The organism is Symbiopectobacterium purcellii (genome assembly GCF_052050035.1).
Classification (GTDB): domain Bacteria; phylum Pseudomonadota; class Gammaproteobacteria; order Enterobacterales; family Enterobacteriaceae; genus Symbiopectobacterium; species Symbiopectobacterium purcellii_A.
Window position 1 is genome coordinate 1,976,613 of the sequence record NZ_CP189882.1, and the last position, 23,358, is coordinate 1,999,970.

17 protein-coding genes and 5 pseudogenes are annotated in these 23,358 nt (G+C 53.3%); 15 read left to right on the plus strand and 7 right to left on the minus strand.

The window, feature by feature from the left end:
- Positions 1 to 19: 19 nt before the first annotated feature.
- Together ppc and argE are read right to left on the minus strand one after the other, a co-directional pair.
- Entirely contained in the window at positions 20 to 2,668 is a 2,649-nt protein-coding gene (gene ppc / locus ACQGXV_RS14505; RefSeq protein ID WP_440866738.1) for a phosphoenolpyruvate carboxylase, read from the minus strand.
- Between the two features lie 235 nt (positions 2,669 to 2,903).
- Positions 2,904 to 4,052 carry an acetylornithine deacetylase gene (argE, locus tag ACQGXV_RS14510; protein WP_440866739.1) on the minus strand — a complete coding sequence of 383 codons (1,149 nt, stop codon included), beginning with the start codon at positions 4,050 to 4,052 and terminating at the stop codon, positions 2,904 to 2,906.
- Positions 4,053 to 4,293: 241 nt separating this feature from the next.
- On the opposite strand from argE, the gene argC reads away from it, so the two are divergent.
- The 12 genes and pseudogenes from argC to hemB all read left to right on the plus strand — a co-directional run bounded on the left by argC (position 4,294) and on the right by hemB (position 16,596).
- Positions 4,294 to 5,298, plus strand: a complete 1,005-nt coding sequence (argC, locus tag ACQGXV_RS14515; RefSeq protein WP_440866740.1) for an N-acetyl-gamma-glutamyl-phosphate reductase — start codon at positions 4,294 to 4,296, stop codon at positions 5,296 to 5,298.
- A gap of 23 nt (positions 5,299 to 5,321) precedes the next feature.
- The gene (gene argB, locus ACQGXV_RS14520; RefSeq protein WP_440866741.1) at positions 5,322 to 6,095 is read left to right on the plus strand and encodes an acetylglutamate kinase; all 774 of its coding nucleotides are present in this window, start codon (positions 5,322 to 5,324) and stop codon (positions 6,093 to 6,095) included.
- A gap of 109 nt (positions 6,096 to 6,204) precedes the next feature.
- Positions 6,205 to 7,575, plus strand: coding sequence for an argininosuccinate lyase (gene argH / locus ACQGXV_RS14525; RefSeq protein WP_440866742.1), 1,371 nt, complete (start codon positions 6,205 to 6,207; stop codon positions 7,573 to 7,575).
- Positions 7,576 to 7,790: 215 nt separating this feature from the next.
- On the plus strand, positions 7,791 to 9,341 hold the full coding sequence (rmuC, locus tag ACQGXV_RS14530; RefSeq protein ID WP_440866743.1) for a DNA recombination protein RmuC: 1,551 nt from the start codon (positions 7,791 to 7,793) through the stop codon (positions 9,339 to 9,341).
- Between the two features lie 262 nt (positions 9,342 to 9,603).
- Entirely contained in the window at positions 9,604 to 10,359 is a 756-nt protein-coding gene (ubiE, locus tag ACQGXV_RS14535; protein WP_440867430.1) for a bifunctional demethylmenaquinone methyltransferase/2-methoxy-6-polyprenyl-1,4-benzoquinol methylase UbiE, read from the plus strand.
- A gap of 24 nt (positions 10,360 to 10,383) precedes the next feature.
- The gene (ubiJ, locus tag ACQGXV_RS14540; RefSeq protein ID WP_440866744.1) at positions 10,384 to 10,992 is read left to right on the plus strand and encodes a ubiquinone biosynthesis protein UbiJ; all 609 of its coding nucleotides are present in this window, start codon (positions 10,384 to 10,386) and stop codon (positions 10,990 to 10,992) included.
- The gene (ubiB, locus tag ACQGXV_RS14545; RefSeq protein WP_440866745.1) at positions 10,989 to 12,632 is read left to right on the plus strand and encodes a ubiquinone biosynthesis regulatory protein kinase UbiB; all 1,644 of its coding nucleotides are present in this window, start codon (positions 10,989 to 10,991) and stop codon (positions 12,630 to 12,632) included. The genes ubiJ and ubiB overlap by 4 nt, the downstream gene beginning before the upstream one ends.
- 241 nt (positions 12,633 to 12,873) lie before the next feature.
- Positions 12,874 to 13,155 carry a Sec-independent protein translocase subunit TatA gene (gene tatA / locus ACQGXV_RS14550; protein WP_440866746.1) on the plus strand — a complete coding sequence of 94 codons (282 nt, stop codon included), beginning with the start codon at positions 12,874 to 12,876 and terminating at the stop codon, positions 13,153 to 13,155.
- A gap of 3 nt (positions 13,156 to 13,158) precedes the next feature.
- The gene (gene tatB, locus ACQGXV_RS14555; protein WP_440866747.1) at positions 13,159 to 13,788 is read left to right on the plus strand and encodes a Sec-independent protein translocase protein TatB; all 630 of its coding nucleotides are present in this window, start codon (positions 13,159 to 13,161) and stop codon (positions 13,786 to 13,788) included.
- Positions 13,789 to 13,791: 3 nt separating this feature from the next.
- Positions 13,792 to 14,574 (plus strand): Sec-independent protein translocase subunit TatC, encoded by a 783-nt coding sequence (tatC, locus tag ACQGXV_RS14560; protein WP_440866748.1) that lies wholly within the window; start codon positions 13,792 to 13,794, stop codon positions 14,572 to 14,574.
- A 107-nt stretch (positions 14,575 to 14,681) separates the two neighbouring features.
- Positions 14,682 to 15,558: pseudogene (locus ACQGXV_RS14565) on the plus strand (TatD family hydrolase).
- Positions 15,559 to 15,573: 15 nt separating this feature from the next.
- On the plus strand, positions 15,574 to 16,596 hold the full coding sequence (gene hemB / locus ACQGXV_RS14570) for a porphobilinogen synthase (RefSeq protein ID WP_440866749.1): 1,023 nt from the start codon (positions 15,574 to 15,576) through the stop codon (positions 16,594 to 16,596).
- 81 nt (positions 16,597 to 16,677) lie between these two features.
- Here hemB and rfaH read toward each other — a convergent pair whose 3' ends face one another.
- Positions 16,678 to 17,166 (minus strand): transcription/translation regulatory transformer protein RfaH, encoded by a 489-nt coding sequence (gene rfaH, locus ACQGXV_RS14575; RefSeq protein ID WP_440866750.1) that lies wholly within the window; start codon positions 17,164 to 17,166, stop codon positions 16,678 to 16,680.
- 147 nt (positions 17,167 to 17,313) lie between these two features.
- On the opposite strand from rfaH, the gene ubiD reads away from it, so the two are divergent.
- Together ubiD and fre are read left to right on the plus strand one after the other, a co-directional pair.
- Positions 17,314 to 18,801 (plus strand): 4-hydroxy-3-polyprenylbenzoate decarboxylase, encoded by a 1,488-nt coding sequence (ubiD, locus tag ACQGXV_RS14580; RefSeq protein WP_440867431.1) that lies wholly within the window; start codon positions 17,314 to 17,316, stop codon positions 18,799 to 18,801.
- Between the two features lie 54 nt (positions 18,802 to 18,855).
- Positions 18,856 to 19,557 carry an NAD(P)H-flavin reductase gene (fre, locus tag ACQGXV_RS14585; RefSeq protein WP_440866751.1) on the plus strand — a complete coding sequence of 234 codons (702 nt, stop codon included), beginning with the start codon at positions 18,856 to 18,858 and terminating at the stop codon, positions 19,555 to 19,557.
- A 134-nt stretch (positions 19,558 to 19,691) separates the two neighbouring features.
- On the opposite strand, the pseudogene ACQGXV_RS14590 reads toward fre, so the two are convergent.
- The 3 genes and pseudogenes from ACQGXV_RS14590 to ACQGXV_RS14600 form a co-directional block, all read right to left on the minus strand.
- Positions 19,692 to 20,799 (minus strand): annotated as a pseudogene (locus tag ACQGXV_RS14590) (L-talarate/galactarate dehydratase); the annotation flags it as partial.
- A 52-nt stretch (positions 20,800 to 20,851) separates the two neighbouring features.
- A complete protein-coding gene (locus tag ACQGXV_RS14595; RefSeq protein ID WP_440866752.1) occupies positions 20,852 to 21,640 on the minus strand; it encodes a transposase family protein in 789 nt (262 codons plus the stop codon).
- Positions 21,618 to 22,568: pseudogene (locus ACQGXV_RS14600) on the minus strand (IS256 family transposase); the annotation flags it as partial. The pseudogene ACQGXV_RS14600 and the gene ACQGXV_RS14595, both read right to left, overlap by 23 nt.
- Before the next feature lie 72 nt (positions 22,569 to 22,640).
- Here ACQGXV_RS14600 and ACQGXV_RS14605 point away from each other — a divergent pair.
- Positions 22,641 to 22,921 (plus strand): annotated as a pseudogene (locus ACQGXV_RS14605) (transposase); the annotation flags it as partial.
- A 131-nt stretch (positions 22,922 to 23,052) separates the two neighbouring features.
- On the opposite strand, the pseudogene ACQGXV_RS14610 reads toward ACQGXV_RS14605, so the two are convergent.
- Positions 23,053 to 23,316: pseudogene (locus ACQGXV_RS14610) on the minus strand (IS5/IS1182 family transposase); the annotation flags it as partial.
- Between the last annotated feature and the right edge of the window lie 42 nt (positions 23,317 to 23,358).

Below are 23,358 nucleotides of genomic sequence, written 5' to 3' on the forward strand. Positions count from 1 at the left end.
AAGATAAAGCGCGTTGCGGTTAGCCTGTGTTACGCATACCGGCGGCTACGCCGGCAATGGTAACCATCAGCGCCAGTTCCACTTCCGGGCTGGGGTTCTCCTGTTCACGCGAACGGTGTAACAGCTCGGCTTGCAGCACGTTTAACGGGTCGGTATAGACGTTACGCAGCGCGATAGACTCAGCAATCCACGGCAAATCTGCCATCAGATGATCATCGTTGGAAATCCGCAGCACCACGTTGATATCTGCCGCCAACTGGTCGCGCAGCTCTTTGCCCAACGGCCACAGCTTTTCGTCAACCAGACGCTGATCGTAGTATTCCGCCAGCCACAGATCCGCTTTGGCGAACACCATTTCCAGCATCCCGATACGCGTGGAGAAGAACGGCCAGTCGCGGCACATGGTTTCCAGCGCTTTCTGCTGACCGTTTTCGACGATTTTTTGCAATGCAGCGCCCGCACCCAACCAGGCTGGCAGCATCAGGCGGTTTTGCGTCCAGGCAAAAATCCACGGAATGGCGCGCAGGCTTTCTACACCACCGTTAGGACGGCGTTTGGCCGGACGTGAGCCGAGCGGCAGTTTACCCAGTTCCAGCTCCGGCGTTGCGGCGCGGAAGTAGGGCACAAAGTCCTGATTTTCACGCACATAACCGCGATACATATCGCAAGACACGCGAGAAAGTTCATCCATGATGTCGTGCCATTCCGGTTTCGGTTCTGGCGGCGGCAGCAGGTTGGCCTCAAGGATAGCACCGGTATAGAGCGACAAACTGCTGATGGTCACTTCCGGTAAGCCGAACTTGAAGCGGATCATTTCTCCCTGTTCGGTGACGCGCAGGCCGCCTTTCAGGCTACCCGGCGGTTGTGACAGCAGGGCGGCGTGAGCCGGTGCGCCACCGCGACCGATGGAGCCACCGCGTCCGTGGAACAACGTAAGCGCAATGCCTGCTTTTTCGCAGGTTTTGATCAGGGCATCCTGTGCGCGGTATTGCGCCCAGGATGCCGCCATCACGCCCGCATCTTTGGCGGAGTCGGAATAGCCGATCATCACCATCTGCTTGCCTTGGATAAAGCCACGATACCAGTCGATACCCAGCAGTTGCTTCATCACATCGTCGGCGTTGTTCAGGTCATCCAGCGTTTCAAACAGCGGAGCGACCGGCAAGGCAAAGGGGCAGCCCGCTTCTTTTAACAGCAGATGCACGGCCAGCACGTCGGACGGCGTGCGCGCCATGGAGATAACGTACGCGGCGATAGAGCCCTGCTGCGCTTCGGCGATCACCTGGCAGGTATCCAGCACTTCCTTGGTTTCTGCGCTCGGTTCCCACTGACGGGGCAACAGCGGACGTTTGGAGCTTAATTCTCGAATCAGGAACGCCTGCTTGTCGGATTCAGACCAGCTTTCGTAGTCGCCCAGACCAAGGTAGCGGGTGATTTCCGCCAGCGCTTCGGTGTGACGTGTGCTTTCCTGACGCGCATCAATGCGCACCAACGGCACGCCGAAACAGCGCACGCGGCGCAGGGTATCGAGCAGTTGGCCGTCAGCGATAATGCCCATGCCACAGGCATGCAGCGATTGGTAGCACGCGTGCAGCGGTTCCCACAGCTGTTCGTTGTGTTCCAGCAGGTCGTGTGGACGCAGCGTGCGCTCGCCTTTCAGGCTGCCCTCAAGGTAAGTCAGGGTCGCGTTAAGCTGCGCACGCAGGGATTTCATAATAACGCGGTAGGGTTCCTGAACCTCTTCCCCTTCTGCGATACCGGCGCGCTTACGCAGCTCCGGTGTGCATTCCGACATGGAAAGTTCGGAGACCAGCACCTGAATATCACGTAAAAACAGGTCTGCGGCTTTCCAACGGCTTAGCAGCAGGACGTGACGGGTGATTTTGGCGGTCACGTTCGGGTTGCCATCGCGGTCGCCGCCCATCCAAGAGGTGAAGCGTACGGGGACAGAATCCACCGGCAGGCGGAAACCAAACGATTTTTCCAACTGCTCATCCAGCACGCGCAAGAAGGCTGGAACCCCTTCCCACAGGCTGTTTTCCACCACGGCGAAACCCCATTTGGCTTCGTCTACGGGCGTTGGGCGGATCTTACGGATCTCATCCGTATGCCACGACTGGGCGATCAACTGACGCAGGCGGCGGATGATCTGGTTGCGCTCATAGTGTGCCAGATCGTTGTGATCGAGCTGTTTCAGGCAGGTGTTTACTTCAACCAGTTTATGAATCAGCGTGCGACGAGTAATTTCTGTCGGGTGCGCGGTCAGCACCAATTCAATGGAGAGAGTTTCCACGGCGTCACGAATATCGCGTTCGCTTAAGTGTGCCTGCGCTTTCAGACGATCGAACGCCTGAGATAAAATTTCCGGGTTGCTGGCCGCTTCGCCGTGTGGCGAAATTGAGTGATATTGCTCTGCGGTGTTGGTCAGATTAAGAAATTGGCTGAAGGCGCGAGCGACCGGGAGCAACTCCTCATTGGAGAGATTTTGCAGCGTGTTCAACAGCTCCTGACGGTGCTTTTCATTGCCTGCGCGGGACGATTTTGACAGCTTGCGGATCGTCTCGACCTTATCAAGAATACTCTCTCCTAATGCATCCTTGATGGTGTCACCAAGAAGTTTACCCAGCATGCTCACATTACTTCGCATCGCGGAATATTGTTCGTTCATATTTACCCTGACCCATCTCTATTTTTTGTAAGTTTGTTTCATAGAAAGACGCAAAACGCTACCTTCATCTAGCCACGCCCGGCGGGATTCGTCAATTAACGATTGGTTGTTTTATCACACTGCCAGTTTAACCCCCCTGTTGTTGTACCTGCTTTCGTGTGGGATTGGCAATCGGTGAAATTTAATTACATCCGTGCGCAGATTAGGGGCGCTTATTACGCCCCTCTTTTTGCGTTTACTGGCAGAAATGTTGCACCATCTGGGTGATCAATTTATGTGTTGGAGCGATGAATGCGGTGTCGAGATATTCATCTGGCTGGTGGGCCTGTTCAATCGAACCGGGGCCGAGTACCAGCGTCGGGCACAGCGTCTGGATAAACGGTGCTTCGGTGCAATAGTTCACCACATCCGTGGGCACACCCAGCAATTTCTCAATCACACCCACCAAGGCGTGATCCACCGGGCACTCATAGCCGGGGATCGGCGGATGCAGCTCGCTGACGCTTACACGTCCCGGCCAACGCTCGCTCACCGGCGCCAGCGCTTCTGTCACCAGACCGTTTAAATCGTTCAGCGTTAATCCTGGGAGCGGGCGGATATCCATATGCAGTTCACAGCAGGCACAGATGCGATTGGCAGCATCGCCACCGTGGACATGGCCGAAATTCATGGTCGGGTAAGGGATGTGGAACGCCGCGTTGTGATAACGGGTTTGCAGCGTATTGCGCAACACCATCAAGTGGGAGATGGCATCGTGCATCAGTTCGATAGCGTTTGCGCCGCGCGAAGGATCGCTGGAATGGCCGGATTGTCCCTGAATCCGCACCGCGTTTGACATATGACCTTTGTGGGCGCGAATCGGTTGCAATGAGGTTGGTTCGCCGATGATGGCGCAGTCTGGGCGTATTTGCGTAGATTCAGAGAAATACTTGGCACCGGCCATGGTGGTCTCTTCATCGGCCGTCGCTAGCACGTAAATCGGTTTGGTTAGCGTTGCAGGGTCGATATCGCGCAGCGCATCCAGAATAAAGGCGAAGAAGCCTTTCATATCCGCAGTGCCCAGCCCGTAAAGCTTGTTATCGTGTTCCGTCAGGGTAAAGGGATCGCGCGTCCAGCGGCCATCATCAAACGGTACGGTATCGGTATGCCCGGCCAACAACAAGCCACCTTGACCTTGGTCGATACGCGCCAGCAGATTGAATTTATGCCGCGTACCGGGCACTGGCTGCACTTCAACGTGAAAGCCCAAATCAGCAAACCATCCGGCGAGCAGATTGATTAATGCTTCATTGCTCTGATCGAGCGCCTGATCGGTCGCGCTGATGGAAGGCGTCGCGATCAACGCCCGATACAGCTCAATAAATGGGGGTAAATTCATCTTCACTGTTGACAGCCTTATGTTAGGATGGTATCAATATTCATGCATTTATTTTGAATAAAAATACAATAACGCGTAGCGAAAGGAAACTGTTTCTAACCCGTGGATGAGACATTACCTGATAGTCTACACCTGCAACGGTCGAATACCGTTAGCGGGTTTGGTGTTTTGTAGATACCCTGTTTTAACGACACTGTTTTTAACGATGCATTGTTTACATCATTTTAGTGGAAGGTATGCAGATCCCATGCTGAATACGTTGATTGTTGGTGCAAGCGGTTATACTGGCGCTGAACTTGCACTCTATCTGAATCGTCATCCTCAGATGAACCTCACCGCACTTGCGGTATCCGCGCAGAGCGTTGATGCGGGCAAACGCATTTCTGACCTGCACCCTCAACTGAAAGGCATCATCGATTTGCCGGTACAGGCGTTGACGGATGCCGCTGAAGCCGCCAAAGGCATCGATGTGGTGTTTCTGGCGACCGACCACAAAGTGAGCCACGATCTTGCGCCGGTGTTTCTGGCCGCAGGCTGCGTGGTGTTCGATCTCTCCGGCGCGTTTCGCGTGCAGGATGCTGAATTTTATCGCCGCTACTACGGTTTCGAGCATCAACACGCTGACTGGCTGGCGCAGGCAGTGTATGGCCTGGCCGAGTTTCAGGCGGAGCGCGTTAAGCAAGCGCAGCTGATTGCTGTCCCCGGTTGTTACCCGACGGCGTCACAGCTGGCACTGAAACCGCTGGTGGATGCGCAATTGCTCAACAACGACCAGTGGCCGGTTATCAATGCGGTCAGCGGTATGAGCGGAGCCGGGCGTAAAGCGTCGCTCACCAGCAGCTTCTGCGAAGTGAGCTTGCAGCCCTATGGTGTGTTCAATCACCGTCACCAACCCGAAATTGCGACCCACCTGGGCATCCCGGTTATCTTCACGCCGCATCTGGGGAATTTCGCGCGTGGGATTCTGTCGACCATTACCTGCCGCCTGAAACCGGGTGTCAGCGCGCAGGATGTGGCGGAAGCTTACCACAATGCCTATCACGACAAACCGCTGGTGCGCCTCTACGATAAAGGGGTTCCGGCGTTAAAATCGGTTGTCGGCTTGCCGTTTTGCGATATCGGTTTCTCCGTACAGGATGAGCACCTGATTGTGGTCGCTACGGAAGACAACCTGCTTAAAGGTGCGGCGGCGCAAGCTGTACAGTGCCTGAATATTCGTTTTGGTTTCCCTGAAACCCAATCTTTGCTCTGACATAATCCTGAGGCACGAAAGCGATGAATCCGTTAATTATCAAACTGGGCGGTGTGTTATTGGACAGCGAAGAAGCGCTGGAGCGTCTGTTTACGGCGCTGGTTGCCTATCGTGAGCAATACCAGCGCCCGCTGGTCATTGTGCACGGCGGCGGCTGCCTGGTGGATGACCTGATGAAAAAACTGGCGCTACCCGTGGTGAAGAAAAACGGGCTGCGCGTTACACCGGCGAACCAGATCGACATTATCACCGGTGCGTTGGCGGGTTCGGCCAATAAAACGCTGTTGGCCTGGGCGAAGAAACACGCTATCAACGCAGTGGGCCTGTGTCTGGCGGATGGCGGCATGACGACGGTAACGCAGTTGGATGAATCCCTGGGCTACGTCGGCAAAGCACAGGCGGGTTCCGCCGACCTGCCCAATGCGCTGCTAAGCGCCGGGTATTTGCCAATCGTCAGTTCCATCGGCATCACCGAACAAGGCGATTTGATGAACGTTAACGCCGATCAGGCGGCAACCGCGCTCGCAGAGACGCTGGGTGCCGATTTGATCCTGCTGTCGGACGTGAGCGGTATCCTTGATGGCAAGGGACAACGTATTGCGGAAATGACCGCGCAGAAAGCAGAGCAGTTGATTACGCAGGGGATTATTACCGACGGCATGATCGTTAAAGTCAACGCGGCGCTGGATGCAGCTCGCGCGCTGGGGCGCCCGGTAGATATCGCCAGTTGGCGTCATGCAGATCAACTGCCCGCGCTGTTTAACGGCACGCCGATTGGCACGCGGATTCTGGCGTAAATCTGTTAATCTGTAAGGCATTTCCGTTAGTCGAAAGGCAACGGAAGCGAGCATGCGGGCCCGCCCGCATGGTTACAAGACATTGAAGCACATTTTGGGAGTATCGGTTATGGCGTTGTGGGGCGGTCGTTTCAGTCATGCGGCAGATCAGCGGTTCAAACAATTTAATGACTCGCTGCGGTTTGATTACCGTCTGGCGGAGCAAGATATCGTCGGCTCTATCGGCTGGTCAAAAGCGCTGGTGACGGTCAATGTACTCAGCGAACAGGAACAGCAGCAGCTAGAGCAGGCGCTGAATGCGCTGCTGGCCGAGGTGCAAGCCGACCCAGAACAGATTCTGCAAAGCGATGCTGAAGATATTCATAGCTGGGTAGAGCAGAAGCTGATCGACAAAGTGGGCGATTTGGGCAAAAAGCTCCACACCGGCCGCAGCCGTAACGATCAGGTCGCCACCGACCTTAAACTCTGGTGCAAAGCGCAAATCAGCGAACTGCAACTGGCGGTACGCCAACTGCGCGCCGCGTTAGTTGCTACCGCAGAAGTGAATCAGGATGCGGTGATGCCGGGCTACACCCATTTGCAGCGCGCTCAACCGGTGACCTTTGCCCATTGGTGTCTGGCCTACCATGAAATGTTGGCACGCGATGAAAGCCGCCTGGAAGATACGTTAAAACGCCTTGATGTCAGCCCATTGGGCTGCGGCGCGTTGGCTGGCACTGCCTATCCTATCGATCGTGAGCAGCTGGCGGGCTGGTTAGGTTTTGCGTCTGCAACGCGTAACAGTCTGGATACGGTGTCAGATCGTGACCACGTACTGGAACTGCTTTCTAATGCCTCGATTGGCATGGTGCACCTGTCACGCTTTGCTGAAGATCTGATTTTCTTCAACAGCGGTGAATCCGGGGTCGTTGAGCTGTCCGATCGAGTGACTTCCGGTTCCTCCCTGATGCCGCAGAAGAAAAACCCGGATGCGCTGGAGCTGATTCGCGGTAAATCGGGTCGGGTGCAAGGCGCGCTGACCGGTATGATGATGACGCTCAAAGGCTTGCCGCTGGCGTACAACAAGGATATGCAGGAAGACAAAGAAGGGTTGTTCGACGCGCTCGATACCTGGCATGACTGTCTGATGATGGCGGCACTGGTGTTGGAAGGCATTCAGGTTCGCCGTCCACGCTGCCAGGAGGCGGCGCAGCAGGGCTACGCGAATGCGACTGAACTGGCAGACTATCTGGTGGCAAAAGGCGTTCCGTTCCGCGAAGCGCACCACATTGTCGGTGAAGCCGTGGTGGAAGCCATTCGGCAGGGTAAGCCGCTGGAAGCACTGCAGCTGGCAGATTTGCAGAAATTCAGCGCCACCATTGGTGATGATGTTTACCCCATCCTGTCGCTGCAATCCTGTCTGGAAAAACGCGCGGCCAAAGGCGGTGTGTCACCACAGCAGGTGGCGCAGGCGATTACCTATGCCAAAGGGCGTCTGTAATAGCGATAGCGTTCTATCACCTGTATCAGGGCCGGATTGCCGGCCCTTTTTTATTCAGCCAATCACCGAAAGCCATAACGCAAGACGCCTCGTATTTTAACCATTTCACTGCCGACAACGATGTCGCTTTACGTTGGCCTGCGCTATTCTTTCTGGACATACATACAGTATCACTTTACCTTGACGGACAGTGGCGATAACGAAAGGAATACGACGTGGATATCACCCTCTTTTACGGCGTAAGCGGCGGGGCGGTGGGGGTGCTGGCGGGATGGCTCGTTGCCAGCCTGCGTTATCAGCAGCGTCGCGCCCGGCAAGAAACGGAACAACGTATACAAGAACAAGCGTTACAGCAGGCGCAAAGCGCGTTACGCGAGCTTCAACTCGGGCGTGATAAGGACGAGCAACGTCGACGTCAGGATGATATGGAGCTGCGTCTGATGCACGGTAAACTCACCGCTCATCAGGAAAAACTGCTGGTCATGGCCCGGCTGCAAGAGGAGTGCAACCAACTCAACCAGGAACTGCGTGCGCTGCGCGAAGCCAACGGTGCGCAGGAAGCTGAACTGCGTGAAGTGACCATCCGTCTGGAAGAGACGCGCCTTGCCGCTGAGGAAAAACAGCGTCTGTTAATCAACAGCGAGCAACGCCTGACGACGCAGTTTGAAAATCTGGCTAACCGGATTTTTGAGCACAGCGGCCGCCGGGTGGATGAGCAAAATCAACAGAGCCTCGATAAACTGCTGACGCCACTGCGGGAACAGTTGGACGGCTTTCGTCGTCAGGTTCAGGAGGGGTTCGGCAGTGAAGCGCGTGAGCGCCACACGCTGGCGCATGAAATTCGTCAGTTGCAGCAACTTAACGTGCAAATGGCGCGAGAAGCGCTCAACCTGACTAAGGCTCTGAAAGGCGATAATAAAACCCAGGGTAACTGGGGAGAAGTGGTGCTGGGTCGCGTGCTTGAGGCCTCGGGGTTGCGTGAAGGTCATGAATACCAAACGCAGGTCAGTATCCAGACGGGCGCAAACGGGCGCATGCAGCCCGATGTGATCGTGCGCCTCCCGCAGGGCAAAGATGTGGTGATTGATGCCAAGATGTCGCTTGTGGCCTATGAGCGCTACTTCAACAGTGAAGACGACGGGGAACGTGCCAGCGCACTCAACGAGCATATCGCCTCCGTGCGCGGGCATATCCGTCTGCTGAGTCATAAGGACTATCAGCAGTTGCCGGGGCTGCGCTCGTTGGACTATGTGTTGATGTTTATCCCCGTCGAGCCTGCCTTTCTGGTTGCTATCGACCGTCATCCTGAATTGATCAGTGAAGCCCTGCAACACAACATCATGTTGGTAAGCCCTACCACGCTGCTTGTCGCGTTACGTACCATCACCAATCTGTGGCGTTATGAACAGCAAAGCCGCAATGCGCAGCAGATCGCCGATCGTGCCTCTCGCCTGTACGACAAACTGCGTCTCTTTGTGGAAGACATGGCGGCGTTGGGGCAAAGCCTGGATAAATCACAGGCCAGCTATCGGCAGGCCATGAACAAACTGGCTTCCGGGCGCGGTAATCTGATAGCCCAAGTAGAAGGTTTCCGTTCCCTTGGCGTTGAGGTTAAGCGTACCGTAAACCCCAACGTGGCAGAGCAAGCGGTGCTTTCTGCTGAGGCTGACGGTCTGGAAACGCTGTCTGAAACGATTCAAACAGATACCCCGCCGATGGGGGAACACGTGCAAGGCACGGATACAGAAATGTCAGATAGTCGGTGATGCATCACGTATGTTCGCGTTTTACAACTTTATTCAGTGAATCAGAGCGGTGGGTTTTTAAGCCCGGTCTGTTACACTCTCCCCATTAAGGGGTAGTTTCAAAATTCGATGTTCCTCTTAGATTGTTGATGCGAAACGCGTACAGACCGCCAAGCTCGTGTTGCGCATAATGCTCGACAGCGCAATGTGAGCGGTGAGTTGAGCCGATAGTGCGCAAAGGGAATTGACCACAATTCTGATTTGGAAAAGTAGGGCGAAGAACATGACGAACGATCCGGAGAAAACCACGCATTTTGGTTTTCGCACTGTCGATAAAAACGATAAAGATGCCATGGTAGCAGGCGTATTCCACTCGGTAGCGGGAAAATATGACCTGATGAACGATTTGATGTCCTTCGGGATTCATCGTGCCTGGAAACGGTTTACCATTGAATGCAGCGGTGTCCGGCGCGACCAGCGCGTGCTGGATCTGGCGGGCGGGACGGGGGATTTAACCGCTAAATTCTCCCGCCTGGTCGGCGAATCTGGAGAAGTGGTGCTGGCTGATATCAATGCTTCCATGCTGAAAGTGGGACGCGAAAAGCTCCGCAATCTGGGGATTATTGATAACGTCAGCTATGTGCAGGCCAATGCGGAAGCGCTGCCCTTCCCAGATAACTATTTTGACTGTATCACCATTTCTTTCGGTCTACGCAATGTGACGGATAAAGACAAAGCGCTACGCTCCATGTTCCGCGTTTTGAAGCCTGGTGGACGCTTGTTGGTGCTGGAGTTTTCCAAACCGATGTTGAAACCGCTCAGCAAAGTCTACGATTTCTACTCATTCCATGTCTTGCCGCGCATTGGCGATATGGTGACTAAAGATCCGGGCAGCTACCGTTATTTGGCGGAATCGATACGCATGCATCCGGACCAGGAAACGCTGAAGGGCATGATGGTGGATGCGGGCTTTGACAGTGTAAACTACTTCAACCTCACGGGAGGCATTGTCGCGTTACATCGTGGGTTCAAATTTTAAGTTGTTTTATAGTGGGAAACGCTAATGCTGATAACGTCTGTGCTGACTGCCGCGCTGGAAACGGCGTTAAATAGCCTGCTTTTTCGCGAACGTAGCTTGAAAGCGGCGCGCCAGAGACTACAGGGTAAAACGCTCAAAATTGTGTTAGCGGAACTGCCGGTGCCGCTGGTATTGGTCTTTGGTGAGCACCGTGTTGATGTGGTAAGCCAGTGGGCTGATACGGCGGATTGTCAGTTAGAAACCCAGATACCCGCACTGCTCACGTTGCGCGATCGCCAGCAGCTTTCATCGCTGATGCGTCGCGGTGAACTGGTGATTGAAGGGGATATGCAAGTTGTCCAACACTTTGTCAATCTGTTGGATTTGGCGGAATGCGATCCCGCAGAATGGCTTGCGCCTTACACGGGCGACGTTGTCGCGCAAGGCATTGGCCAGACGGTACAAGGTGCATTTCGCGGTGCCACCCGTTTGTTCGATCGCCAGCGGCGCTATTTAACGGAAACCGTAACGGAAGAGTGGCGGCTTGCGCCGGGGCGCTTAGAAGCCGCCTGGTGGTATGATGAAGTGGCCGCGTTGAGCGATGACGTTGATACGCTGGCGGCACGCCTGGCGAAGCTGGAGTCTGCCGCATGACGCCAAGTGAATTGCTGCGCCTTTACCACATTATTCGCGTCATGTTGAGCTACGGGCTCGATGAGCTGATCCCGCATTTGCGCATCACCTTACCGCTGCGTATCTGGCGCAAATTCCTATTCTGGATGCCAAACCGCCATAAGGACAAACCGCTTGGCGAACGTTTGCGTTTGGCGTTGCAGGAACTGGGCCCGGTGTGGATCAAGTTCGGTCAGATGATGTCTACCCGGCGCGATCTTTTTCCACCGGAGATTGCCGATCAACTCGCTATCCTTCAGGATCGCGTCGATCCTTTTGACGGCAAACTGGCCCGTGAACAGATCGAACTCTCGATGGGGAATATTCCTCTCGAAAACTGGTTTGATGATTTTGAGATAGTGCCACTGGCCTCTGCGTCTATCGCACAGGTGCATACCGCGCGGCTCAAAGCAAACGGCCAGGAAGTGGTTATCAAGGTCATTCGTCCTGATATCCTCCCCGTCATCAGGGCGGATATGCGGCTGATGAACCGTTTGGCGGGCTGGCTGCCGATGCTGTTGCCGGATGGACGGCGTCTGCGTCCACGTGAAGTGGTGCGCGAGTACGAGAAAACCCTGCTTGATGAATTAAACCTGCTGCGTGAAGCCGCGAATGCCATTCAATTGCGCCGTAACTTTGATGGCAGCCCGATGCTGTATATTCCTGAAATTTACTCGGATTATTGCAGTGAAAACATGTTGGTCATGGAGCGTATCTACGGCATTCCGGTCTCAGACGTTGAGGCGTTGAAAGCCAACGGCACCAATATGCCACTACTGGCAGAGCGCGGCGTGCAGGTGTTCTTTACTCAGGTGTTCCGCGACAGCTTCTTCCATGCCGATATGCATCCGGGCAATATCTTTATCAGCGAAGAACACCCGGAAGATCCGCAGTACATTGGTATCGATTGCGGCATCGTTGGATCGCTGAATAAGGAAGATAAGCGCTATTTGGCCGAAAACTTCATTGCCTTTTTCAATCGCGATTATCGCCGCGTGGCTGAGCTGCATGTGGATTCCGGCTGGGTGCCTGCCGATACCAATGTTGAAGAGTTTGAGTTTGCGATTCGTACCGTGTGCGAACCCATTTTTGAAAAGCCACTGGCAGAGATTTCCTTTGGGCATGTGTTATTAAACTTGTTCAATACCGCGCGCCGTTTCAACATGGAAGTGCAGCCACAGCTGGTCTTGCTGCAAAAGACGCTGCTCTATGTTGAAGGTGTCGGCCGCCAACTGTACCCGCAGTTGGATTTATGGAAAACGGCCAAGCCCTTTCTGGAGTCGTGGCTGAAAGATCAGATGGGGGTTGCTGCCCTGATTCGCGGATTTAAAGAAAAGGCCCCGTTCTGGGCGGAAAAATTGCCTGAAATTCCCGAGTTGATTTACGATGGTTTGCGACAGCATCGGCTGTTACGCCATAGCGTGACGCAACTGACAGATGAACTGCGTATGCAGCGTGTACGTCAAAGCCAGTCGCGTTATTTATTTGGCGTTGGCGCGACGTTGCTGCTGGCTGGGTTACTCATGTTGGTGGGGCGCCAGGACCTTCCGGAAGTGATTCCGGCGGGGTTAATGGCCGCTGGTGTTGTGAGCTGGGTCATTGGTTGGCGTCGTACACGCTGAAGCAGATCATGACAGGCGCTATTAATAGCCGTATATAATAGTCACGGCTTTGACATTATATGCCTTTCCGCCGCAGGAAAAAGGCGTTGCAGGAAACGCAAACCGAGCGCATCCTCTGGGCATGCATTCTCTAGGCAAGAATAACGCGCGGTGGCTCGTTTTCGGGCAACAATGCACACGCGACCGTGTGCGGTGTGAAAGATGATGGATAACTCCCCTTTGTAGAAAAGAGGTAATTAGTATGGGTGGTATTAGTATTTGGAACTTGTTGATCATTGCGGTGATCGTGGTGCTGCTGTTTGGTACTAACAAGCTGAGAACGCTAGGCTCCGATTTGGGCTCATCGATCAAAGGCTTCAAAAAAGCCATCAGCGATGACCAACCTTCGTCCGCTGACAGCGCATCTGCAAACCAGAATGAAAAAACACAGCAGGATGCCGATTTCACGACGAAGTCCATCACGGAACAACAGGCTGACGTAAAATCAGAAGAAACGAAGAGCCAGCACAAAGAGCAGGTATAATCGGTGTTTGATATCGGATTTGGTGAGCTGATGCTCGTAATGGTGATCGGCCTGGTGGTACTCGGGCCTGAACGCCTGCCCGTTGCGGTTAAAACGATTGCTGGCTGGGTCAGAACGCTGCGCTCGCTGGCGTCTACGGTGCAAAATGAGCTGACCCAAGAGTTGAAGTTGCAAGAGTTGCAGGACAGTTTGAAGAAGGTGGAGCAGGCTAGCCTGAAAAACCTTTCTCCAGAGCTGAAAGCCTCTATGGACGAACTCAAAGACGCGGCGGATGAGATGCGACGCGGTTATGTGAAACCCGGTGACAGCGCTACGGCGCAGTTGGGTGAGGTGCCACATAAACCGCTGGCGGATGCTGAGGCAGCTCATGATGGGGTTATCAGCGCTGAGCAGGCCTCTTCGCCAGCAGCGTTACCCTCTGTCGACCAACCTGCCGCTGCGCCATCCTCATCCTTTGTCGATCTGGCACCGCCTGCGGCAGTGAATAGCTTACCAGAAGCGCCTTCTGCAACGGTGGTGCCTGAAAATACACCAACCGTCGCTGTCGTGGCTCCGACCGATGATGTACCTAATAAGCGCGCAGCGCCTGCCCCGGCTGTCGCGCCTTACCAACCCTCTGCTGATGAACGCTAGTCTATGGCCGTTGAAGATACACAACCGTTAATCAGTCACCTGATTGAGCTTCGCAAGCGCCTATTAAACAGCATTATTTGTGTGCTGGGCGTATTTATCGTGCTGGTTTTTTTTGCTAACGACATCTATCAGATTGTCTCGGCACCGCTTATTGAGCAACTGCCTGCCGGGGCCAGTATGATTGCCACTGATGTGGCCTCCCCGTTCTTTACGCCGATTAAACTCACGATGATCGTGTCGGTGTTTGTCGCTGCACCGTTGGTGTTGTATCAAGTCTGGGCGTTTATCGCTCCGGCGCTGTACAAGCATGAACGTCGCCTGATGATGCCATTGCTGTTTTCCAGCAGCCTGCTGTTCTATGCGGGTATGGCATTTGCCTACTTTGTGGTGTTCCCACTGGCGTTTGGTTTTTTTGCCAAGACAGCACCGCAGGGTGTGCAAATCGCCACCGACATCAATAACTACCTCGATTTCGTGATGGCGCTGTTTATGGCCTTTGGTGTCTCTTTCCAGGTACCTATTGCTATTGTGCTGCTGTGCTGGAGCGGTGTGACCAACACGGAAGATTTGAAGAAAAAGCGGCCTTATGTGCTGGTCGGCGCGTTCGTTGTCGGTATGTTGTTGACGCCGCCGGACGTGTTTTCACAGACGCTGCTAGCGATTCCGATGTATCTGTTGTTTGAAGTTGGCCTGTTCTGCTCACGTTTTTACGTGGGGAAGGGGCGCCGTCAGTATGAGGAACAAGAGCGCGAAGCAGAAGAAAGCAAGGAAGGTCCATCGTCCTGAATCCTGTTATTATCCCCGCTTAGGCGGGGATTTCCTCCAGCCTGCATTTGCTTCCCCTCAAGACACGCGCGTCGCAGCGGGAATGTTATTACCCTTCAGGAATGTCCATGTTTGATATCGGCGTCAATCTGACCAATAGCCAATTTTCTCACGATCGTGCTCTGGTGATTGAGCGTGCTCAGGCGCTTGCAGTGAGCGGAATGATCATAACCGGCACCAACGTGCATGAAAGTGAGCAGGCGCTGGCGCTGGCACAGGAATATCCAGACTATTGCTGGTCGACGGCGGGCGTGCACCCCCATGATGCCAGCAGTTGGTCTACGGCGGTGGCGGAGCGGATTTCTCAGTTGGCGCAACAGCCTGCCGTTGTGGCACTGGGCGAGTGTGGATTGGACTTTAATCGCAATTATTCAACGCCTGATGAGCAGGAACACGCCTTTTCCGCGCAGTTAGCGTTGGCCGCAGAGCTGGCGTTACCCGTCTTCTTGCATTGCCGTGATGCCCATGAGCGTTTTATCGCGCTACTTTTCCCTTGGTTGGATAAGTTACCGGGAGCGGTGCTGCACTGTTTCACGGGGAGCGAATAAGAACTGGATGAGTGCTTACGTCTTGGTCTTTCGATAGGCATCACCGGCTGGGTGTGCGATGAGCGACGCGGAATTGCACTTCGCCATCTGCTATAGCCAACCGACTTAAAAATGATTACATCCTATGCCCTGATATGCGGCAAAGAATCATAGCTGGCTGTTATCAAAATAATGTCGTTTGGCTATAAAACAGATTCCCATCGACCGTCTGTTATTGGAAACAGACGCGCCCTATTTGTTACCCCGGGATTTATCACCAAAACCTGCATCCCGGCGTAATGAACCCTGCTTTTTGCCGCATATCGTTCAGCAGGTTGCTGTCTGGCTCGATGAAGACGCCAGCATGTTGGGGCAAAAAGTGGATGAAAACGCACGCCGGATTTTCCGGCTGCCATGATTCTGGAGAATAATTATGAGCAATGTATTTCCCGGCGCTTTTCCCGGCCGTCGCCTTCGCCGTTTACGCCGTCATGATTTCAGCCGTCGCCTCGTTGCTGAAAACCAGTTGACGGTCAATGACCTGATTTATCCCGTGTTTGTGGTGGAAGGCAAAAATCAGCGTCAGGAAGTGCCTTCGATGCCGGGTGTATACCGCATGACGCTGGATCTGCTGGTGAAAGAGGCGGAAGAACTGGCCAAGCTGGGTATCCCGGTGTTCTCACTGTTTCCGGTGATCGATACGGATAAGAAGTCGCTGAATGCCGAAGAGGCCTACAACCCCGAGGGGCTGGTGCCGCGTGTGATCCGCACGCTCAAAGATGCGGTGCCGGAGTTGGGGCTGCTGACAGACGTTGCCCTGGATCCTTATACCACTCATGGGCAAGACGGCATTATTGACCAAGATGGCTATGTGATAAATGACATCACCAAATCCGTTCTGGTGCGTCAGGCACTGTGTCATGCGCAAGCGGGCGCGGAAATCATTGCACCAAGTGACATGATGGATGGGCGCATTGGTGCCATTCGCACCGAACTGGAAACCCAGAATTTGGTGAACACCCAGATCATGGCGTACTCGGCAAAATATGCCTCTTGCTACTATGGGCCTTTCCGCGACGCGGTCGGCTCGGCAAGCAATCTGAAAGGCGGTAACAAAAAAACCTATCAGATGGACCCGGCCAACGGGGATGAAGCCTTGCAGGAAGTCGCTCAGGATTTGCAGGAAGGCGCTGACATGGTGATGGTGAAACCCGGTATGCCTTATTTGGATGTGCTGCATCGTGTTAAAGAAACGTTTGGCGTGCCGACCTTTGCCTATCAGGTCTCCGGCGAGTATGCCATGCACATGGCGGCCATTCGCAATGGCTGGCTTCAGGAGCAGCCGCTGGTGATGGAATCACTGCTGTGCTTCAAGCGCGCAGGGGCAGACGGCGTGCTGACCTATTTTGCCAAGCAGGTAGCACAATGGCTGCGTGACGAACAGCTTTCCCGCTAATCGTCCTATCCGCTCAACCCTGTCCGTTCGCCGCCTGTGAGTGTTCTCACCGGCGGCGTTTCTTTTATCAGGTACGGCTGACTATAGCTTTTTGAACTGACGATTATCGAGGCTTTGTGGCACCTGCTTGTTGAGAAAATTGAGCAGCAGCATGGAGCGGGCTTCACCATCAGGTTCACTGTAAATCGCCTGTAGTCCGGTAAACACCCCTTCGGTGATCAGCACGGTGTCGCCGGGATACGGGGTTTGTGGATCGTGAATCATCTGCACCTGGTGTTGCGCCAGTTCGGTAATGACGTTCACGGGGATGATGGCAGGCAGCGCGCCGAAACGGATAAAATGGCTGACGCCCCGTGTTGCGGCAATCGTGGTGGTATGGATGCGTTCGGGATCGAACTCAATAAACAGGTAGTTGGGAAACAGAGGCTCGCTGACTTCCGCGCGTTTTCCCCGCACGATCTTTTCCATTTGAATCATCGGGCTCAGGCAGTTAACGGCCTGGCGTTCAAGGTGTTCCTTGGCGCGCAGCAGCTGCCCACGTTTGCAATACAATAAATACCAGGCTTCCATAATGTTTTGTGTCGAGGGTCTGTCAGTCGATGAGCATTGCCGGGAAGCATAACAAAACCCTGTGCGGATAAATAGCAGCATGAAGAAGCGACAGAATTGGCAAGAAACCTTATAATGTCGTTTTCACAGACTGCATTGACAATCAGCATGAAATATCGTGATTTACGTGAATTTCTCGCGCTTCTTGAACAGAAGGAAGAACTGAAACGCATTCGCCACCCTGTCAGCACCCATTTGGAAATGACGGAGATTGCCGACAGAACGCTGCGTGCGGGCGGTCCGGCGTTGCTGTTTGAAAATCCCACCGGTTATACCATGCCTGTGTTGTGCAACCTGTTCGGCACCCCGGAGCGGGTGGCGATGGGCATGGGGCAGGATAGCGTGACGGCGTTGCGTGATGTGGGCAAGCTACTGGCCTTTTTGAAAGAGCCTGAGTCGCCCAAAGGATTCCGAGACTTGATGGAAAACATGCCCAAATTCCGTCAGGTGCTCAATATGCCAACCAAACGGCTCTCATCGGCGCCTTGTCAGGAGCAGGTCTGGTCAGGGGACGACGTCGATCTGACCCGTATTCCTGTGATGCAGTGCTGGCCGGAAGATGCTGCGCCCTTGATCACCTGGGGCTTAACGGTGACGCGCGGGCCGCACAAGGCACGTCAGAATATCGGTATTTATCGCCAGCAGGTGCTCGGTAAAAACAAACTGATCATGCGGTGGTTATCTCATCGTGGCGGCGCGTTGGATTTTCAGGAGTGGTGTCAGGAAAATCGCGGTCAACGCTTCCCGGTGTCTGTGGCGCTCGGTGCCGATCCGGCGACTATCCTTGGTGCGGTAACGCCGGTGCCAGATACGCTTTCCGAATACGCCTTTGCCGGGCTGCTGCGCGGTTATAAAACCGAAGTGGTGAAATGCCTCTCCAATGATCTGGAAGTGCCCGCCAGCGCGGAAATTGTGCTGGAAGGGTACATTGAACCGGGAGAAATGGCGGCGGAAGGCCCGTATGGCGATCACACCGGTTATTACAATGAGGTCGATAATTTCCCGGTGTTTACCGTTACGCATGTGACGCAGCGTCAGGACGCCATTTACCACTCCACCTACACCGGACGCCCACCCGATGAACCTGCCGTATTAGGGGTGGCGCTAAATGAAGTGTTCGTGCCGATTTTGCAAAAGCAATTCCCCGAAATTGTCGATTTTTACCTGCCGCCGGAAGGGTGTTCCTATCGTCTGGCGGTAGTCACCATGAAAAAACAGTACGCGGGTCATGCCAAACGGGTGATGATGGGCGTATGGTCTTTCCTGCGCCAGTTTATGTATACCAAGTTTGTGATTGTCTGCGATGACGATATCAATGCGCGTGACTGGAAAGATGTTATCTGGGCGATTACCACCCGTATGGATCCGGCACGAGATACGGTATTGATGGAAAATACCCCAATTGACTATCTGGATTTCGCATCGCCGGTGTCGGGGCTGGGCTCCAAAATGGGACTTGATGCCACCAATAAGTGGCACGGTGAAACACAGCGCGAGTGGGGGCATCCCATCAAGAAAGATCCCGCGGTGTGTGCCCGTATCGATGCCATATGGGATGAGCTTGCCATTTTTAACGACAGCCCACCGCGTGCTTGATGTAGGGTGTACCGCTGTTATTCGTTTTGCTTTTATCACCCTTAGAGGGAATGCATGACAACATTGAGCTGTAAAGTGACATCCGTAGAGGCGATAACGGATACGGTTTATCGGGTACGTTTGTTGCCGGAAGCACCTTTCTCTTTCCGTGCCGGTCAGTATTTGATGGTGGTAATGGATGAGCGTGATAAGCGCCCGTTCTCGATGGCCTCAACGCCGATGGAACAGCAGTTTATCGAACTGCACGTAGGGGCCTCAGAGCTGAACTTGTATGCGATGGCGGTGATGGATCGTATTCTGAAAGAGCGCGCTCTGACGGTGGATATCCCCCACGGTGAGGCCTGGCTGCGCGAAGAAAGCGATCGTCCGCTGATCCTGATTGCCGGCGGCACGGGGTTCTCTTATGCGCGTTCTATCTTGCTGACGGCGCTAGTGCATCAACCTGAGCGCGAGGTGGCAATCTACTGGGGTGGGCGGGAGATCAAGCACCTGTATGATTTGACCGAGCTACAGGCTCTGGCAAGCCAATACACGAATTTGCAGGTTATACCTGTGGTTGAGCAACCGGAACAAGAGTGGAATGGCAGAACGGGTACGGTGCTCAGCGCGGTATTGCAGGATTACGGCACATTATCAGGCCACGATATCTACATTGCCGGCCGCTTTGAAATGGCAAAAATTGCCCGCGAGCGCTTCTGTAACGAGCGTGGTGCATTGGTTGACCACCTCTATAGCGACGCCTTCTCCTTCATTTGAGTGCCTTAAAAAACGTGCTGTTCCCGGCGGAGTTCATCAACGGATGGAAACAGCACGTGTGCTAAAGGTGCACCAAAGCATCTTACGTTGTGACCAGGCAGACCCGCACCAGTCGCAACGGGATGCGCTACCGATTACTTAAATTCACAGCCTTGTACCGTCCAGCGCCGTGCCTGCTCGTTGATGGTGAAGCCCAATCCCGGGCGGTCAGAGACCCACATCCGACCATCGCGCAGTTCAAGCTGCTCGTTAAACAGCGGGTTCAGCCATTCAAAGTGTTCCAGCCAGGGTTCGATGGGGTAGGCTGCGGCGAGGTGCAGGTGCACTTCCATTGCGAAGTGCGGTGCCAGTTTCTTACCGTGCTTAGCTGCCAGATCCATAATTTTCAGAAACGGCGTCACGCCGCCAACGCGCGGAGCATCTGGTTGAACGAAATCGCAGGCGTTGCCGAGGATTAACTGCTCGTGTTCTCGGAAACTTGGTCAGCATTTCGCCGGTAGCAATCGGAGTGTCCAGCGCCGTTGCCAGCGCCGCATGGCCCTCGACATCATAGGCATCCAGCGGTTCTTCAATCCACACCAGATTGAACGCCTCCATTTTTCTGCCCATACGGATTGCAGTTTCACGATCCCATTGCTGGTTGGCATCGACCATTAACGGGAAGTCATCGCCCAGCGCCTGACGCACGGCGGTGAGGCGACGAATATCCTCTGCGGTATTCGGCTGGCCGACTTTGATTTTAATGCCACCAATGCCATTTTCGCGGGAAATCACCACGTTTTTCAGCACCTGCTCAAGCGGCGTATGCAGGAAACCACGAGAGGTGTTATAGCATTGCACCGAATCGCGGTGTGCACCCAGTAGCTTGGCCAGTGGTAATCTGGCGCGCTTGGCCTTCATGTCCCACAGCGCCATATCAATCGGGGAAATTGCTTGTACTGCCATACCGCTGCGCCCGACGGAAGCACCGGCCCACAGCAGTTTGGTATAAATCTTGTCGATATCGTTAGGGTCTTCGCCGAGCAGATTATCGGCAATCTCTTTGGCGTGTGCATAAATCCCCTGACCTCCCGCGCGTTTGGAGTAGCTGAACCCTACGCCCTCGAAGCCATCCCGCGTGCGGATTTCAGCGAATATTATCGCGACTTCCGTCAATGGCTTTTGGCGCCCCGTCAACACCTTGGCATCGCTCACGGGCGTTGCCAGTGGTAGAAAGGCTAAGGAGATCTTCACCTGTTCAATAAGCGTGTTGCTTAATAGTGAAATAAGGGTGTTTCGGTGATTGAAGTAAATTTTACGCTGTTCTGAGATGGAAATTCCAAAGACCGGCGCTAAGGAGTAAGAAGGTATCATCAATAAAGGGTCTACGATTCCGTAAAATTTGGGTCATGCAACCGAGGCGCTTGATACCCGCGATGGCGTGTTCAACTGTAATACGGATGCCCGAGATTATTTTATTTTCTTGTTTTTGTTCAGGCGATAAAGGTCTTTTTCGAGTTCCTTTTTTTGGGATTTGTGTATTAGGATGCTGTTTATCTATACCTTGAAAACCGGTATCTGCCCAGATGGTTACCTCAGGAGGAATATGGCGAATTATATCGACTTTATCGAGTAAGCGTTTATCGTGACGGCGCCCATTTTTGCTCATGGGGATAAATCCAATTTGCCTTGTTTCGTCAGTCATAATAAGCCCTTTTCGAGTGGTCTGTCTTTTCTTTCCCGAATACATTTTTTTTCGCCGACGCAGATTCTTAGGCTTTTGGACAGGTCGCTCTGTCCCATCAATAAAGACGTCTTTAACTCCAGGAAAGGCGCGAAAAAATTCCTCAGCAGAGCGAATTTGACGAGCGGGCAAAACACATTCTCGCCCCAAGGTCATCTCTAAAACCGGCAATAATATTTTTACCCAGCAACATACCCGTGTTCTATATAAACCAAAAAGAAGTCCTTGCAAATCATAGATCGGATAACATTTTAAATACAATAAAATAAAAAGCAGTTTATCTAATGGGGTTGGGATAAAGAGTCTGTAAAGAATTTCGTGTAAATGGCTCCATCGCTTAACCGGAAATCCGATCTCCATACATCAACATGAATTGGCTCATAGCCGGTTTCCAGTCTCTGATTGGTAGGGTCCATTTAGCCGAGATATTATGCAAGGCTAGATAGAATAATTTTAGCACCGAGTCATCCGTTGGAAATATTCGTCGCGTTTTCGTTATCTTGCGCAATGAAGCATTTAACGACTCTATCGCGTTGGTGGTGTAGATAACCTTGCGGATCTCCGGCGGAAAATCAAAAATGACGATGAGACGTTCCCAATTATTTCTCCACGATGGGCTGATCGTCGGGAACTGTTCATCCCATTTGGCCGCGAAGGCATCCAGGGCCTCTTCAGCGCCCTCTAGCGTTGCGGAACTATAGATAGTGCGGAGGTCAGCAGCAACGGCTTTACGCTCTTTCCAGCCGACGTAGCGCAGCGAGTTCCGCACCTGATGCACGATGCAGAGCTGTACCCGCGTATGCGGGTAAACAGCTTCAATGGCATCATGAAAGCCCTTCAGGCCATCGCAGCAGGCGATGAAGATGTCCTGTAGCCCACGATTTTTCAGTTCTGTCATTACAGATAACCAGAACTTGGCCCCCTCGGTTTTGGCTATCCATAGCCCCAGCAGCTCTTTTTCGCCCTGGCCGTTGATGCCTAGAGCCAAGTAAACAGACTTGTTGGTCACGGCTCCGCCGTCCTGGCTTTTGACCACAATACAGTCAAGGTAAACAATGGGATAAAACGCATCCAGCGGCCGTTGCTGCCAGCGCTTAACGTCATCCATCACGGCATTGGTCACTTGAGAAATGAAGCCAGCGGAAACATCGACCCCGTAGACTTCTTTAAAGTGAGCCTGAATATCACGGGTTGATAGCCCTCTGGAATAGAGAGAAATAATGCGGTCATCGAAGCCGTTAAGCTGCTTTTCGTGCTTACCGATCAGTGTCGGCTCGAAGGTACTGTTGTAGTGGCATACTGAATTTGGCCACCTAAGTAGAGGTGATATGCTTACCTCATAATTTTTATAGGTGCCAAAATGAGTAAAATAATTACTGCTGAATTTAAATGTGAAACCGCCAAATTAGTCCTTGACCAAAATTATACCTACCAGGAAGCCGCGAAAGCCATGAACGTCAGTCTTTCAGCGATTAGCCGGTGGGTAAGAGCCCTTCGTTTAGAACGTCAAGGGAAAACATCGCCTGGTCTGCCATTAACACCTGAACAAATTGAGTTCAGAGAAATGAAGAAAAAAATCCACCGACTGGAAATGGAGAATGCCATCTTAAAAAAGGCTACTGCGCTCTTAATGTCCGACTCACGGCTTTGTTGAATAAATCAGAATTAGCCGACAGGATGACTCCCTCTGCTACACCTGTTATAGCCAACCGACTTAAAAATGATTACATCCTATGCCCTGATATGCGGCAAAGAAGCATAGCTGGCTGTTATCAAAATAATGTCGCTTGGCTATATCCTATCCTGACGCTGTGTGGCATACCCAACAACGTCATACGGTTCAGCGCTTTGACCATCGCTATGGCTTCACCTACTTGAGCCTCATAGTCACGCAGGCTCAGATGGCCACCCAGCAAAGTTTTTATGCGGAACATCGCTGTTTCTGCCACTGAACGCCGGTGATAACCCACTTTCTTTTTCCACATATCATTACTCCCGCTCAGACGCTGATTCGCCACCGCATGGTTACGTTCATGGGCTTTGTTGAATAATTTAACCGTTTGATTTACATCTTCTTT

Bases quoted from the DNA above. Each gene is read 5' to 3' on its own strand.
- ubiJ (WP_440866744.1), top strand. From the start codon at position 10,384: ATGCTGATAACGTCTGTGCTGACTGCCGCGCTGGAAACGGCGTTAAAT.
- ubiB (WP_440866745.1), top strand. From the start codon at position 10,989: ATGACGCCAAGTGAATTGCTGCGCCTTTACCACATTATTCGCGTCATG.
- fre (WP_440866751.1), top strand. From the start codon at position 18,856: ATGACAACATTGAGCTGTAAAGTGACATCCGTAGAGGCGATAACGGAT.
- ACQGXV_RS14595 (WP_440866752.1), bottom strand. From the start codon at position 21,640: ATGGAGATCGGATTTCCGGTTAAGCGATGGAGCCATTTACACGAAATT.
- ubiE (WP_440867430.1), top strand. From the start codon at position 9,604: ATGACGAACGATCCGGAGAAAACCACGCATTTTGGTTTTCGCACTGTC.
- ubiD (WP_440867431.1), top strand. From the start codon at position 17,314: ATGAAATATCGTGATTTACGTGAATTTCTCGCGCTTCTTGAACAGAAG.
- ppc (WP_440866738.1), bottom strand. From the start codon at position 2,668: ATGAACGAACAATATTCCGCGATGCGAAGTAATGTGAGCATGCTGGGT.
- tatA (WP_440866746.1), top strand. From the start codon at position 12,874: ATGGGTGGTATTAGTATTTGGAACTTGTTGATCATTGCGGTGATCGTG.
- argC (WP_440866740.1), top strand. From the start codon at position 4,294: ATGCTGAATACGTTGATTGTTGGTGCAAGCGGTTATACTGGCGCTGAA.
- argB (WP_440866741.1), top strand. From the start codon at position 5,322: ATGAATCCGTTAATTATCAAACTGGGCGGTGTGTTATTGGACAGCGAA.
- argH (WP_440866742.1), top strand. From the start codon at position 6,205: ATGGCGTTGTGGGGCGGTCGTTTCAGTCATGCGGCAGATCAGCGGTTC.
- rfaH (WP_440866750.1), bottom strand. From the start codon at position 17,166: ATGGAAGCCTGGTATTTATTGTATTGCAAACGTGGGCAGCTGCTGCGC.
- hemB (WP_440866749.1), top strand. From the start codon at position 15,574: ATGAGCAATGTATTTCCCGGCGCTTTTCCCGGCCGTCGCCTTCGCCGT.
- tatC (WP_440866748.1), top strand. From the start codon at position 13,792: ATGGCCGTTGAAGATACACAACCGTTAATCAGTCACCTGATTGAGCTT.